This is a genomic window from Pedobacter zeae (genome assembly GCF_014196715.1).
GTDB classification, from domain to species: Bacteria; Bacteroidota; Bacteroidia; order Sphingobacteriales; family Sphingobacteriaceae; genus Pedobacter; species Pedobacter zeae.
The window spans coordinates 1,289,080-1,303,247 of the sequence record NZ_JACIEF010000003.1 but is presented as its reverse complement, the minus strand read 5'-3'; the positions used below and the strand labels follow the sequence as shown (position 1 = coordinate 1,303,247).

Annotated in this window: 13 protein-coding genes; all 13 read right to left on the bottom strand. The window is 32.6% G+C overall.

The features are described 5' to 3' along the window. Positions 1 to 10 precede the first annotated feature (10 nt). From GGQ60_RS18660 to rfbG, 13 genes are read right to left on the bottom strand one after another with little or no spacing between them, the layout of a single operon-like run. Positions 11 to 985, bottom strand: coding sequence for an NAD-dependent epimerase/dehydratase family protein (locus tag GGQ60_RS18660; RefSeq protein ID WP_183767158.1), 975 nt, complete (start codon positions 983 to 985; stop codon positions 11 to 13). After that, positions 982 to 2,094 carry a glycosyltransferase gene (locus tag GGQ60_RS18655; RefSeq protein ID WP_183767157.1) on the bottom strand — a complete coding sequence of 371 codons (1,113 nt, stop codon included), beginning with the start codon at positions 2,092 to 2,094 and terminating at the stop codon, positions 982 to 984. The genes GGQ60_RS18660 and GGQ60_RS18655 overlap by 4 nt, the downstream gene beginning before the upstream one ends. Further along, positions 2,094 to 3,296 carry a glycosyl hydrolase family 28-related protein gene (locus tag GGQ60_RS18650; protein ID WP_183767155.1) on the bottom strand — a complete coding sequence of 401 codons (1,203 nt, stop codon included), beginning with the start codon at positions 3,294 to 3,296 and terminating at the stop codon, positions 2,094 to 2,096. The genes GGQ60_RS18655 and GGQ60_RS18650 overlap by 1 nt, the downstream gene beginning before the upstream one ends. A 14-nt stretch (positions 3,297 to 3,310) precedes the next feature. Then, positions 3,311 to 4,435: a glycosyltransferase gene (locus tag GGQ60_RS18645; RefSeq protein WP_183767153.1), complete on the bottom strand. Its 1,125-nt coding sequence runs from the start codon at positions 4,433 to 4,435 to the stop codon at positions 3,311 to 3,313. Next, a complete protein-coding gene (locus GGQ60_RS18640; RefSeq protein ID WP_183767151.1) occupies positions 4,425 to 5,516 on the bottom strand; it encodes a glycosyltransferase in 1,092 nt (363 codons plus the stop codon). The genes GGQ60_RS18645 and GGQ60_RS18640 overlap by 11 nt, the downstream gene beginning before the upstream one ends. Further along, positions 5,488 to 6,747 (bottom strand): hypothetical protein, encoded by a 1,260-nt coding sequence (locus GGQ60_RS18635; RefSeq protein ID WP_183767149.1) that lies wholly within the window; start codon positions 6,745 to 6,747, stop codon positions 5,488 to 5,490. Before GGQ60_RS18635 ends, GGQ60_RS18640 begins: the two co-directional genes overlap by 29 nt. 19 nt (positions 6,748 to 6,766) lie before the next feature. After that, positions 6,767 to 7,249, bottom strand: a complete 483-nt coding sequence (locus tag GGQ60_RS18630; RefSeq protein WP_183767147.1) for an LbetaH domain-containing protein — start codon at positions 7,247 to 7,249, stop codon at positions 6,767 to 6,769. Beyond that, the gene (locus GGQ60_RS18625; RefSeq protein WP_183767145.1) at positions 7,246 to 8,187 is read right to left on the bottom strand and encodes a glycosyltransferase; all 942 of its coding nucleotides are present in this window, start codon (positions 8,185 to 8,187) and stop codon (positions 7,246 to 7,248) included. The genes GGQ60_RS18630 and GGQ60_RS18625 overlap by 4 nt, the downstream gene beginning before the upstream one ends. Then, entirely contained in the window at positions 8,187 to 9,566 is a 1,380-nt protein-coding gene (wzx, locus tag GGQ60_RS18620) for an O-unit flippase-like protein (RefSeq protein WP_183767143.1), read from the bottom strand. Before wzx ends, GGQ60_RS18625 begins: the two co-directional genes overlap by 1 nt. Beyond that, on the bottom strand, positions 9,550 to 10,926 hold the full coding sequence (locus tag GGQ60_RS18615) for a protoporphyrinogen/coproporphyrinogen oxidase (protein ID WP_183767141.1): 1,377 nt from the start codon (positions 10,924 to 10,926) through the stop codon (positions 9,550 to 9,552). The genes wzx and GGQ60_RS18615 overlap by 17 nt, the downstream gene beginning before the upstream one ends. Positions 10,927 to 10,932: 6 nt before the next feature. Then, positions 10,933 to 12,210, bottom strand: a complete 1,278-nt coding sequence (rfbH, locus tag GGQ60_RS18610; RefSeq protein ID WP_183767139.1) for a lipopolysaccharide biosynthesis protein RfbH — start codon at positions 12,208 to 12,210, stop codon at positions 10,933 to 10,935. Continuing rightward, positions 12,207 to 13,079, bottom strand: a complete 873-nt coding sequence (locus GGQ60_RS18605) for an NAD-dependent epimerase/dehydratase family protein (protein ID WP_183767137.1) — start codon at positions 13,077 to 13,079, stop codon at positions 12,207 to 12,209. Before GGQ60_RS18605 ends, rfbH begins: the two co-directional genes overlap by 4 nt. Further along, on the bottom strand, positions 13,076 to 14,167 hold the full coding sequence (rfbG, locus tag GGQ60_RS18600; protein WP_183767136.1) for a CDP-glucose 4,6-dehydratase: 1,092 nt from the start codon (positions 14,165 to 14,167) through the stop codon (positions 13,076 to 13,078). The genes GGQ60_RS18605 and rfbG overlap by 4 nt, the downstream gene beginning before the upstream one ends. Position 14,168 lies beyond the last annotated feature (1 nt).

Below are 14,168 nucleotides of genomic sequence, written 5' to 3'. Positions count from 1 at the left end.
TTTTAAGATATTAATAAAGTCCGGTTTTTTCACAGTCCCTGTACCAATCTTCCAGTGCTTCTTTTAACGAAAATTGTAATTTATATGGAGATCGATCAAGTTTCTCACCCGAAATGTTAGTCGAAATCATCAATTTCTTCACCCGGTCTGGATGAATACCGCTAATTTTTTTCCCTAAAGTTTTTGCTCCAAAATAAGCTCCGCCTGCAGCCGCTTTTAGAGCCCAGCCTGGAACTAGAATTTTTGGAGGCTTTACACCGGTAGCTTCTGCCATCGTTTCACATATTTTTTGGATGGTAGGCGCAGGGAAATAAGTTAAATTATAGGTAACATGTCCAGGTTTTTCTTTTTGCCCTGCTTCATATAATATTCGCACCACATCTTTTACATAGACAGAAGCTTTAATCGTATCTTTTCTGCCCGGATAAAAGAAAAACCCTTTTTTTAATGAATTATATAATCTAGTAAAATTCCCCCCTTCCTGCTTTCCAAAAACAACTCCGGGTCTAACAATCACAAGTTTTCGGTTTTCAGGATCCTCAGCCTGCCATAACTTATGAATATATTCAGCAGTTAATTTCGAAATACCATAAGGTGTATTCGGCATAGGTAAAGTTTCCTCGGTTTTATATTCCTCAGAGGCACCATAAGGGGCTATAGAACTGGTAAAAACAATAGTGTTAATGTTGTTTTTACGAGCGAAATCGCATACGTTTTGAGCACCATATATATTTGCCTCAAAATATTCATGATCAGGATGACCAGGTGTAGTGTGCACAGCTGCAAGATTGTATATAATACTATCGCCAATGTTGCTGACATTTATACTGATAGGCTTCCTAATATCAAGGGTATTAAAGTCATCACTCACTTTTTTACGAATATCATAACTAAATACCTTATCCGGCAGAGATAAGGTATTGTTGATATATCTTTTTAAATGGGTTCCAATAAAACCAGAACCTCCAAAAATTAAATGATTCATTTTTGTATATTTTTTTCTGTCAGCTTTTCCTCAACAAAAGTTGAAAATTTCTTTTTAAATTCTTTAATCCCAAATGTTTCTGCATGAGTACGAACAGTTAAAGGATCAAAACTATACGTTTCAAATTCTTTTACACCGGCAATTAATGACTCGATAGTCTGTTCTGGGTACAGAATACCTGTTATACCATGTTTTACCGTTTCTAAACTTCCTCCTTTACCCAAAGCAATTACAGGTGTACCGCAGGCTTGGGCTTCCACGGGTAACATTCCAAAATCTTCAATCGCTGCAAATACAAATGCTCTAGCTTTTTGCAGTTTTTTAATTAATTCCTTGAATGATAGATAACCAACAAATGTAATATTACTACCGGCTTTGCTTTTAATTTTCTTATAATCAGGTCCATCCCCGACTACAACTAATTTTCTATCAGGCATTTTCGTAAATGCCTCAACAATTAAATCAATTTTCTTGTAAGGAACCATCCTTGAAGATGTAATATAGTAATCATCTTTACTTGTCTCCAATACAAAATCGTCAATCTCAATTGGTGGATATATTGTTGTAGCGTTCTTCTGATAAACCTTATTGATTCGATTGGCAATAAAATTAGAATTGCTAACATAATAATCTGGCCTGACAGAAGATATAAAGTCCCAAATCCTAATGCGATGTAAAAAGTATCTTGCTAATAATCCCTTAATTCCAAAACCTAAACCTTCTTCTTTTAGATATTGATGATGTAAATCCCATGCGTAACGGATGGGAGAATGACAATAGGTAATATGCAACTGTTCATTTGTCGTCAATACACCTTTCGACACGGCATGATTTGAAGATATAATCAAATCATATTCACTTAAATCGAATTGCTCAATAGCAAATGGGAAAAGGGGTAAATAGGTTTTATATTTCTTTAAGCCGAAAGGCAACTTTTGGATAATTGAAGTCGTAATTTTTTTGTGCTCGAACCCTAATTCCATAACTAGTTTATTGTCCGCAACCAAAGTAAAAATATCAGCCTGAGGATATATATCAGCGATAGCTTGAACTACTTTTTCAGAACCGCCCATAGTTGTAAGCCATTCCTGTATTATTGCTACTTTCATTAATTTATTTCATTATTTTTTTCAAACCAATCCTTATTTTTGAAATATCTACTTAGAAAATTTGTTTTTTGCACATAAAAAATATTATTAGTAGCATTTGTATTAAACTCAAGATCTGACTTACAATTCTGAGAAATAAAATTGTTAAAAATATTGAATTTTGATAATATAAGAAGTGCGACATCCGAATTCTTTACTATAACATAGTTAAATTTATTTTTTGACAAACTATTCTTTAGCAAGCTATCAAAGTCGGTAAAGGAAATCGCAATTCCTTTTTTAGCGTTATTTATAGTTATATTTTCTACAATCGCTCCATAAGAGTTATTTAAAAAAACACCTTCTGAGGTTTCCGTCCTTCCAACATTAGCTTGTATATTTCGAATACTACAATTCTTTGTGAAGTTCATTGAAACGATGGATCCATCTTTACTGTTTTCAGTACATTGATACAAAGATTTTGAATTAGTAATACTACAATTATTACTATTTGCAATCATTCCAATTGCAAAATAGGTACGAATTGAGTCAGGACGCACAACATAAATATTTGAACAATGAATATTAACACAGGCTGGAGAAGAAGGCGGGGTATCAGATCCAATTCCAATGGCTTGGCAAGCATACATTGTCCATATATTTTTAGCTGAGCAATCGGCCGCGTTACTAAATTGAATTCCATACCCTCCCCAATTACTTTTACAACCTTTATAATCGAAAATAATCATTATATTTTCTATAGAAGATTTTCTTGTTCGAATGCGATTATCAGCGCTCCTAAGATTAAGTCCCTCACCCATTAAAATATCCTTAAAAGCAGTATTCCTCGGCCATCCTCTCTTACCTTTCAATCTAAAATTATGAATGACATTGGAATTCCATTCGTAAGAGTTTCCAACAACAAACGCACATCTACCTTCGGAAATACTAATATTTGCTTTTATTATTGTTTTTTTTCCTTTGCCTATTATTTTTATATTACTTGGAACAAAAACAGGATATTTCAATAAATAAACTCCTTCAGGTAATTGGAGTGTTCCTCCTCCTTTCATACCTGATAATAATTTCAATGCATTTTGAAATACTAGTGATACATCAATTTTCCCTGTATTGTCTGCTCCAAATTTAATTAGATTAATCTCATTCCCCCTTACAAAAAGAGAATTTAATTGCAGGATGAAAAATAATGTGAGAGAATACATGAAAGTCCTCATAACTATTTATCAATGTAAATATAATCGAAGATTGATTGCATTGTCTTAGTAAATCTTTTTGGATTATAAATCCTATCATAAAAATCATTCTGTTTTAAAACGATACTTGCACATAAATGTTGATCAACTAGGCTATTTATTTTAATCTTATAATCAGAAAGATTGTTAAAATCACAAATAAGAGAGCCACACTCTTCCGTTAACGCTCTAAACGCATCAATGTCTGAGAATATTACTGGGCATTGAAAATAAAAAGGAATAGAGATCAAAGATGTTTGTGTAATGGAAATGTATGGCATTACGGATAATTTTGCTTTTACAAATAAATCTTTAAATTCCTCATCCTTTATATATCTATTGATTAATATTATATTATCAGCTTTTGGTACATCAAACCAAAACTTTCCACTGCCTGCAATCACCAATTTAGTTTGCACGCCAGAACTTAAATGAGTATTAATTAGAATATCTAGGCCTTTATATTTATCAATTCTTCCAAAAAAAAGTATGTAGTCCTGCTCTCCGCTTAATTCAGGAACTTTTAAAGTTCCATCACTAATCTGGCTATTTATCAGAGATGGCATTTCAGCAAAAAATACATTTTTAGGATCAACCAAGTGCATTAGTTGATCGTATTGTCCTTTTGAATTCGTTAATAGATAGTTTGATTCTTTTACTAAATTACCATCACGTTTATTCTCCAACCTTGATAATATATGGTCTTTAATTGAAGATTTATTCTTTTCATGAGGATTAAGATCATGAATGGTATAAAGTACTTTAACTATCTTCTTAAAAGAATGAATATTTTTAAAAAACAGTCCGCCAAAAAGTATATATAGTAGATCTGATCTATCCGCTTTTATCTTTCTTAAAATATAATTATCAAAAATAATTGGAAAAATTTTTGATAATATATTTAATATTGGATTCTTAATTACAAGATAGTTGATATTAAGATTACTTAATTGAGATAGCTCAGGATAATTAACAACCTCATTCCTTAAAACCAAGGTTACTTTTAATTGATATTCTTTTGGTAATAGATCAGATAAATTTTTAAGTACACTAAACGAATAGTGCCGCATACCAACTTCATACCAAGCACATACTATGTTAATTACCATTTTTTAAATTACTATATATTTTTAAAACATCATTAGCCATTTTATCAGAAGAAAAATTATCAAAGAAAAACTTTTTTATGTCAACATTAGAAAAATCTTTTTCAAAAGCCATTTCAATTTTATGAATTGCATCATCTATATTGTGTAATTCATATAAATAGCCAACATCTTCTGAAACTACATCTTTATTGCCCACAACATTAGATGCAACTATTGGCAATCCGGCAGAAAGAGCTTCAAGTAATGCTAAAGGCATTCCCTCCCATCTGGCTGTGCTCAAATATAAATCACTTGCAAGCAAATATTCCGCTACAACATCTTTAGTGCCAATCATATTAATATTACTAATTCCCTCGGATTCGAGTTTCTCTTGCAGCTCTTTAAAATCTGGTCCATCTCCAATCCAAAGAAAATTATACTGTGGCATACTCAATGCAATCTGAAACGTTTCCGCCATATTTTTTTGAAAATCGAATCGACTTAATGTAACAATTAATTTGTTTTTTGGATGCTTGAAAAGGCTTTCTTTCAGACTGTTTTTATCGTAAAAATTCGATTGTTTTAATTCTGGTACACCGTTCGGAATTATGGTATAATTACACTTTGAGAATAGCGACTCACGACGTGCTTGATCGGCCTCCGATTTTGATACATAAATAATGTGATTAAATAAATTAGAGGATACAAATTCATATAGTTTGTAAAGTTTCTTTTGAAAAGGGCTGTAACTATCTACGTGTATACCATGAGGAGTATAAACTAGCAATAATCGTCTATTTAAAAATTTTAAAAGCTTACCATAAACTGCTGCACCTTTGCCATGACAATGAATGATATCGATATCATTATGTCTTATAAAACGTCTAAGAGTAAATAATGAATTTAAACTTAATGACCTAAAAGGTATTATATGGATCTTATTCTTATTTAATATAGACTCATAAATATCTATAAATGGCTTTTGATCAGGACACGCAATATAACAATCAATAGCTAGCAATATTTTATTAAGGAGATATTGGATATGTCGTGGCCCACCTCCTAAATCTGCTCTAGCCGATATATGTATTACCTTTTTCATAAAATGCATTATTTAAAACAACTAGGCCATAAACTAAACAAAGATGGGCATATAATAAATCTGAAAACATTGACACCGAACTAAACAAATTAGTAACAAGTATACCCAAGAAAAAATACTTGATTAATTTATATTCTGATCGGGTATTAATCTGTTTATAGGCGATCCAAAATAAAATCACTATTGAAATTGAGGAAAGTAAACCTCCATATGCCTGCATATACACCAAAGCACTTTCAGGCACAGAAACAATTTGTCCCTCTGAAAAATATTTAACGTGATTGTAAAAGTTATCGGGAGAAAGTCCTAAACCTGCAAAAAAGTATTGTAAATTTTCGCCAATAAATTGAAAATATGCAGCCCATGTGTTTAGCCGTAGTTGAATATTTCCCTCTGTACCATCAGCAGATACAGAATTAGCCGTATAAACAAGCTTTTGTACTATCGGTAACGATTCTCCATAAAGCCAAACACCAGCAATAAGACCTACAGTACAAAAAATTATGACAAACTTATATATATTTTTCCTTTGAGGCATCCACAAGTAAGAGAATAATATTAAACTAAGAATTAGCAATGCTTCTCTACTTACGGAAATTACCATATTAACAGAAAATAAAAAAACAACAGTTAAAAACAGGGTTAAGTTAATTTTTTTATTACTATAAAGAGAGCATGCCACTATAAAAATTAAGACACAATACGAGCCCCATATTCCGTGAGCAAGACCAGGTAATTGCACTAACTTCAAAGTGGACAAATCAAATGCTCTATTCGACATACCACTGCTGAGTGATTCTGCACCGGACCATATAGTATTTTCCTGTGAGAAATTTGTGATGTAAAAACCTAAATTTATCACCAATGCTATGCATCCTATTAAAACTAAATGTTTTAAAACTTTGTCTCTATTTTTAATCCGAGATGCCCAATAAATTATTGGGATATAAAGTAATTCCTTAAAACTTTTCAATATCGAAGAAAAATCAGCAATGTTAATTTGCGCCACGATAGAAAAGAATAAAATACTACTAAACATAATTAATAGTAACTTCTGCTCTTTATACGCCAAAAATTGTCTATATCCAAAAAAAATAATACCGAGAAATAGGAAAATTTCTGGCACATAGATGTTTGTCCCCTCATTTATCAAGAGTTTCGGCAAAAAAGCACAAATCATAATTATATAAATTAAGATATTGCTCCAAGGAATCTTTCTATTTCCAATCAATACTTGATAAGTTATTAAATTAAACTTTCTGTTTTATGACCATTGGATTTCCATAAACGATACAGTTATCAGGAACATCTTTATTAACAAATGTAGCTGCTCCAATAGTCACATTATTTCCTATTCGAATATTGCCGATAATTATTGAATGTGCGCCAACATCAACATTGTCACCAATAATTGGAGGGGGCTGATCTACTTTTTTTTGGCCAATAGTTGTAGTATGTCTAACAATAAAATTATTCCCAATAACTACATCAGGGTGTATTACTAGGCCCATACCGTGCCATACATTGAAACCTGGCCCAACTTTAATTTTATCAGGTACATCAATACACATTACCCATTGGACAAAAAAAAGATATATAATTCTAAAAGGAAACCCAATTAGTCTAATAATTTTATTACTCTTAGCAAAAAAATTACTAATTCGGAATAAAATTGCAAATAAATATCCTTTCTTATTCCCCCTCAAGAATTTAAAGTCTTGAAAAATATTCATATACTTTTAAAGCGCTTTGCATTATACCTTGAATAAAACCTTAACTTATAGGCTTTTATAACATTAATTAAGAGAGCCTTATACCCTGGAAATGCTATACTTTTCTTTATCTTTTTAAATGCATTAATTAATGTACTTTGATTTAGATTTGAAAAAGATGAGTCACTCACATTACCATAATCATATGATTCATACATTAAATATAATGATACCAATGACAAATATTTAACTAAACCTGTTCTACCATTTAATATCTTTTGATGCTGGAAATAAGTTTCAATTGTTATTTGATTAAATAGGTTAGATGTACTTTGCGTGATTGAAACTCTATAAAACGCCAAAATAGAATTCAATTTAATGATGTTGGTATTCTCAAATATCCTAATCCAAAATTCATAATCAGAAATTGGAAATTTGTCGGCATTAAATAAGCCAGCCTTAACTGCAATATTCTTTCTAACTGCTATTCCAGGAAATGGGGACAGATTTGTAAACATGAAATAGTCAAGGCTATTTATTCTAAAAGCATCAGATGTTTTATCATATTTCTTATTAAATACAGTACTCGGTTCACTGCCTAGCTCGCATCTCACAGCGATACAACCAACGTTTACATCATTAAAATATCTGGAAATATTTTTTATATAATCTTCGTTAAGCTTGTCGTCATCATGCAAAATTGTTACCCATTCTGTATCTGATAATTCAATGCACCTATTCCAATTTTCAACCATTCCAACATTCGATTCATTTAAAAAATATTTTACGTGTGGCATATTCAATTCCAATACAAAATCCCTAAACTTATTGTGAGATGAGTGATTGTCTACAACAATTATGGTTGCTTGCAAACTCTGATTGATAGCACTAAGAATTGATTCTTCGAAAAAATCATATCTCTCATAAACAGGAATAGCAATTGTAATTTTATCTTTCATTATATATTTTTCTTGGTTGAGAATGGCAAAGAAATTAATTGGAATAGACCAATTCCAAGATCCTTTAACCCGACAACAGGCCATTTCCAGTTATTATAAGCTAACTGAACAACAAATTGACTAACTAATATCCCAGGTAAACCTAATTTCAAATATTTAAGCGAGATAAAAGAAAATAATACGATTAATATTCCTGAGATAAGTGCAGGTTTAACAAATGGAACAGAATTCTTTGTTGTTATTAGTGTAGCAAAAAGAGTATGATTCATTTCTAAAACCAGAATTAATGCCAGAAATAGTAAATCTAAATTTGATATTAAATGAGTCTTGCTTTTTATAAGCTCCAATAATAAATTACCAAGAATAAGCAGAGCAACTGTTGAAAGAATAAATATCGTCCAAGATATAAGAAGACTACGGGCTACTATGATTCTTATGTTAAGAAGATTCTGACTGAGTCTGCTAGAATTAATTTTTGGAATAAATGCTGTAAAGAAAATCATACCAAAAGATGAAGCAGTTGTTAATAATTGTAAACTTAGTCCATAGGAAGCGGCTACTGATAATGGTAAAAAACTTGAAACCAAAAAAATATTCGCTCGTAAAATTAAAAAAGACCCCAAGCTAACTAGACCGATTCTCCAAGAGTTGTTCCATAATATTGGAAATAAGTTTTCTAATTTTGCCTTTTCTGGCTCTTTAACAATGCCCTTATTAAAAAAGCGACGGGCAAAAAAACGATCTACCAGAACTGAAATAAATAATGCTATAACAATGCCCATTAGCCCAAGACCAATCTCTAAAGCAGCTATTGACAAGAGAAGATTCGTGGCTTTTGAAAAAGCAATAGTAATATTGTATTCTCTAATTAATCCTCTTCCTAAAAGTAAGGGATTATAATAATAGAAATAGAAATTCACTACTGAAACCAATAGGTATAATATCCAAGAATAAAGTACAAATGATTGATCCTGGAAATTTTTTGTTACGGTATAAATATAATATGTACCGGCAATTATTAAGATAAAAAATACTACAATTGATATATAAGAATAAATTCTCTTTGCTGTTGAAACTAATGACCAAAATAATGTCCAATTAATTTCTTTCCCTTCTTTAAATTCCGAATCTATGCCAGTTGCTAATAGTTTTTGTGCACCAGACATAACATATGAAACATTTCTCATAATATTAGATTGAAATCCAAAATCTAGCAAGCTGATTGCAGCACTTATAGCTAAAAATATATACCAAATAGCTAAATGTGATGTTGGTAACTTATGTAGAATTATAGGAAGTAACATTAAACCCGACCCATAATTAATAAATTGAGCAAAATAACTCCAGAAAACGTCGTTTTTATTAATATTTATACTCATCACACAAGGTTTCGGAAATATATTTCCCACGCATTACACAATCATCAGTCCAGTAGTATTTCCATTGTCCAAACCTACCTGCAAGAACTAATTCACCCATTTTAATATTTGTTTTCTCATTAAATAATACATCCCAATTATTCATTGGCTCAAGATCATCAACCTCTCGTTTCAGCCCATACTGGGTCAAGTAATCAAATATTTTATTAAGAGATTTTTTTCTTGAATGATCACATATTACATTAGCATATTTAATATATTGTGTATGTACATCTTCTAATGAGTCTTCATTTTCCACCAACCCCATATCTATCAGTTCTTTCAAAACTTTCTTAGTAATTTCAGACAAAGATTCCTTTTGCTGACGATATTTAGAAAAGTATACTTCAACTTGAATTCCTGACTTACCTTCCAATCCATTATTAGGCGATAACATCTCAGTAAAATTAATACGAGTGGCATATTTATCTAAATCGTAAACATAAAGCCAATGCGCCTTTGATTTAGAACTATGGTTTACAACGTAATTTAAAAGTAAAAGTTCTGAACAAGCTAAATCGGTTGCTGCATTAGATATATCTGCCGGTGGCGAGATAAACTTTATAAATTCAGGTAGCGGTAATGTGTTAATTAAAGTTGTATATTCTTGGTTTGAACCATCTGTAAAATAGACTGTTTTGGAATCCAAACTAATTCTATCTACAGTTTTATTAAACAACACATTCATATTTTCTTGCAATAATTGCGCAAATTTATAATAACCTCCATTTTCAGGATACCGAACCGAGGTTATATAATGCGTAGATTGATCAGGAGCCGAATGAAAACCTCTCTTAACAGTCTCAATATCTGGGTAAAAAACTCTTCCTCCGACCCAATCGGTAGTTAATAGCTTAGGGTCTACCGTCCAATATTTTTCCGTGTATGATTTTATAAATTCTACATAAAAAGCCTCCCCAAATGCCATTTTTGACCATTGTTCATAATCATCTGGGATTTTGGTCAAGTCTTGCTCCTCCCTAGAACTTAAAAAATCATTTAAACATTCAGAGCGAACAGGTTCAGGAACTGCATATAAATTTGATTGAGCGGGATGCGGTATCCAGCTACCCTTGTAATAATTTGATGGATAAACAGGGTATTCTAAAAATTTATCCTTTGTACTTCTTGCAAATAAATCTCTAACATATTTGTGTTTGGTAAATGAAACGTGAGGCCCCTCATCCCAGGTGAATCCATTGACAACGTGAGAATATATATGGCCTCCTGCATGAGGTTTTTTCTCTACAACTAGACAATCGTGCCCTAAATGATACGAACAACTCATTCCCGCAAGCCCCGCTCCTAATATCAAAACCATAATTAATTAATTATTTATATACTCCCTTATAACGTTGGCGATATAATCATAATGTTCAGCATCTAAACCTGGCCATACGCCTAACCAGAATGATTGATTCATAATTATATCTGTATTATTTAAATCACCAACTACACGATGCTCAACACCTGTATATGCAGGTTGTCTTAATAAGTTTCCGGCAAATAGCAATCTTGTTCCGATTTTCTTCTCCTCCAAATGCTGTACAAGCATATGTCGATCATTCGAATCACCATCTCGCAGAGTAATTAAAAACCCAAACCACGAAGGGTCTGAATTTGGAGTGGGCTCTGGTAAAATGAATATTTCCTCGAACTCTTTCATTCTTTCATACAACAAAGCATAATTTTCACGACGTTTGGCCACAAAACGATCGATTTTACGCATTTGAGAAACTCCAAGAGCAGCTTGCATATCGGTCACCTTAAGGTTGAAACCAATGTGAGAATAAGTATACTTATGGTCGTAGCCATATGGTAATGAGCCCAATTGTTGACCAAAACGACATCCACAGGTATTATCCTTTCCTGGCTCACAGTAACAATCTCTGCCCCAATCTCTAAAACTTTCAGCTAGTTTAGATAATTCTGGATTATTTATAATTACAGCGCCACCTTCCCCCATAGTAATGTGATGCGCAGGATAAAATGAAAAAGTTGAAATATCACCAAACGTCCCGGTTTTTTTTCCTTTATAGGTGGCCCCCAAAGAGTCACAGTCATCCTCCACTACCCAAAGATTATACTTTTTGGCTACGCGCATTACCTCATCTAAATCAAATGGATTACCTAAAGAATGGGCAATCATAATTGCTTTTGTCTTTGGTGATACTGCTGCCTCAATCATATCAGATTTTACATTGTGCGTAGCTATATCAACATCAATAAAAACAGGAATTGCTCCAAATTGGACAATTGGATTAACCGTTGTTGGAAAACCAGCGGCAACTGTAATAACTTCATCACCTGGTTTAATTGCTCGATCTCCCAATTTCGGAGATGTTAATGCATAAAATGCAACCAGATTAGCAGATGAACCTGAGTTTACCAATAATGCTTTTGCAGCTCCAAAATATCTGGCAAACTCTGTTTCGAATTCATTCGCGAAACGCCCTGCAGTTAACCATCCATCGGCTACAGATTCCATACATAAAAGCAAGTCATCTTCTTCAATTATTTTTCCCGTAACTGGAATATAATCTTGCCCTGGTATTGCTCTTTTAAACGTTTTTAAAGCAATTTCTTTATTGTTAATTTGTATCATAACGTGTTGTATTCAATTTTGATCATTTCTTTTATGCCTTCTTCGAATGTATACTTTGGCTTCCACCCAATACTTTTCATAAAGCTGATATCAGCACAAGAGTGCATAATTTCGTTTTCCCTCATTGGCAATGCACCAAAATTAAGATTGACTTCTGGATGGTTAGCGATAGTCCGGACTTCTTGGATTATATCTTTCAACATAACGGCCTGTCCTGAACCGATAGGAATAGTTATTAATCCATTTACATTTTCAATTTCCTCTATCAATCTAATATAGGCATCAACGACATCGTCGATATATATAAAATCACGATAAGGTGTTGCGGCTGTAAAATCTATTTCTTTTTTTCCTGACTTCAACTCACTTAGTATAAATGTGATAAATTTAGAATTATCATCGTTTGGCCCATAAAAATATTCCAACTGTAGATTTAAAACATTTATCCTTGCAGCATTTATCTCAAGCCATTCTAAAAATTGTTTTTTTGAATGTGAATATAGGTTTAGGGATTTTGGCAAAGCCGTATCCGTATTGATAAAATATTTCACATTATTTCTAAGTGCGGCATCCAAAACTTCAATAGGGAAACTTAAATTTGCTTGTACAATATCTTTTAAACCTTCTCCTTTACGGCCATAACTAGCAGCTGTATGAATTATAAGATCAAATTGATGTGCTTTAAATATGTCATCTAATTGGATTTCATTAAGCCTGTAAATTATTAATTTACCGTTCAGATTCTCTAAAAAACCAATATTCGATTCCATTCGGACCAAAGCAATCACTTCATTACCATTTTGCAAAAGTGCCTTGAGAAGATTTTTACCAAGATACCCTGTACTACCTGTTAGCAGGATTTTTTTCATTGTGCCCAAGTTATCCCTTTGATAATTCCCTTTTGTGTGTAGGCCTGTATTTGTTCCAATCTACTCTGGTAAATATCAGATGTTTCGTGCATATCGGCAATATAGCCTTTCAAAGTAAAATTTACGGTTTCTTTAAAACTCAAGACAGGCTTCCATTTTAAATAATTAACGGCTTTGGAAATATCCAATTTTAAAAGTACTGCTTCATGAAGTTTAACAGTATCGGCCGGAATATAATAGCCACCATTACTATCGAGTAATAACATCTCGTCAATCAATTCCTTAACTGAATAATTAGATGTATCTTCAGGGCCAAAATTCCAGCCTCCACTAAAGTCTTTACCTCTTTGCCAGAGTTCAGCTCCTAAATTTAAATAACCACTTAAAGGTTCTAAAACATGCTGCCATGGCCGCGTGGCATAAGGATTTCTGATTTCTAATTTTTCACCTTTTCTAACAGCTCTAAAATAATCAGGAATAATCCGATCTGCAGCCCAATCTCCACCGCCAATTACATTTCCGGCACGAGCGGAAGCAATATTACAGCTCCCCTCCGCTTTAAAAAAAGATTCCAAATAAGAGTTTGTTATTAGCTCAGAGCAACCTTTTGATGCGCTATAGGGATCTTTTCCTCCCATAGGATCATTTTCCCTGTAACCCCAAACCCATTCTTTATTATCATAGCATTTATCAGTTGTTACATTTACAGCTGCTTTAACAGATGGGGTTGCCCTTATCGCTTCCCAAAAATTAACGGTTCCCATTAAGTTCGTATCAAACGTCCCTACAGGATCACTATAAGACATAATTACCAGCGGTTGGGCAGCCAGGTGAAATGCAAAATCAGGTTGTATATCTTGAAAGTATTGTTTCAACTTTACACCATCCCGCACATCACCCTCTTGGTGATTTATATGATCTACAAGCTTTGTAGTAACAAAATTGTCCATTTCCGAATATGGCGGTAATGCATAACCATATACTTCAGCACCTAATTCCTTTAACCAAATAGCCAGCCACGATCCTTTAAATCCTGTATGACCGGTAATCAATACCTTTTTTCCTTGATATATATTTTGAAAACTCATA

What these genes read in the sequence shown, in the direction of transcription:
- GGQ60_RS18660 (WP_183767158.1), bottom strand. Translation starts at nt 985, where the DNA reads ATGAATCATTTAATTTTTGGAGGTTCTGGTTTTATTGGAACCCATTTA.
- GGQ60_RS18655 (WP_183767157.1), bottom strand. Translation starts at nt 2,094, where the DNA reads ATGAAAGTAGCAATAATACAGGAATGGCTTACAACTATGGGCGGTTCT.
- GGQ60_RS18650 (WP_183767155.1), bottom strand. Translation starts at nt 3,296, where the DNA reads ATGTATTCTCTCACATTATTTTTCATCCTGCAATTAAATTCTCTTTTT.
- GGQ60_RS18645 (WP_183767153.1), bottom strand. Translation starts at nt 4,435, where the DNA reads ATGGTAATTAACATAGTATGTGCTTGGTATGAAGTTGGTATGCGGCAC.
- GGQ60_RS18640 (WP_183767151.1), bottom strand. Translation starts at nt 5,516, where the DNA reads ATGAAAAAGGTAATACATATATCGGCTAGAGCAGATTTAGGAGGTGGG.
- GGQ60_RS18630 (WP_183767147.1), bottom strand. Translation starts at nt 7,249, where the DNA reads ATGAATATTTTTCAAGACTTTAAATTCTTGAGGGGGAATAAGAAAGGA.
- GGQ60_RS18625 (WP_183767145.1), bottom strand. Translation starts at nt 8,187, where the DNA reads ATGAAAGATAAAATTACAATTGCTATTCCTGTTTATGAGAGATATGAT.
- wzx (WP_183767143.1), bottom strand. Translation starts at nt 9,566, where the DNA reads ATGAGTATAAATATTAATAAAAACGACGTTTTCTGGAGTTATTTTGCT.
- GGQ60_RS18615 (WP_183767141.1), bottom strand. Translation starts at nt 10,926, where the DNA reads ATGGTTTTGATATTAGGAGCGGGGCTTGCGGGAATGAGTTGTTCGTAT.
- rfbH (WP_183767139.1), bottom strand. Translation starts at nt 12,210, where the DNA reads ATGATACAAATTAACAATAAAGAAATTGCTTTAAAAACGTTTAAAAGA.
- GGQ60_RS18605 (WP_183767137.1), bottom strand. Translation starts at nt 13,079, where the DNA reads ATGAAAAAAATCCTGCTAACAGGTAGTACAGGGTATCTTGGTAAAAAT.
- rfbG (WP_183767136.1), bottom strand. Translation starts at nt 14,167, where the DNA reads ATGAGTTTTCAAAATATATATCAAGGAAAAAAGGTATTGATTACCGGT.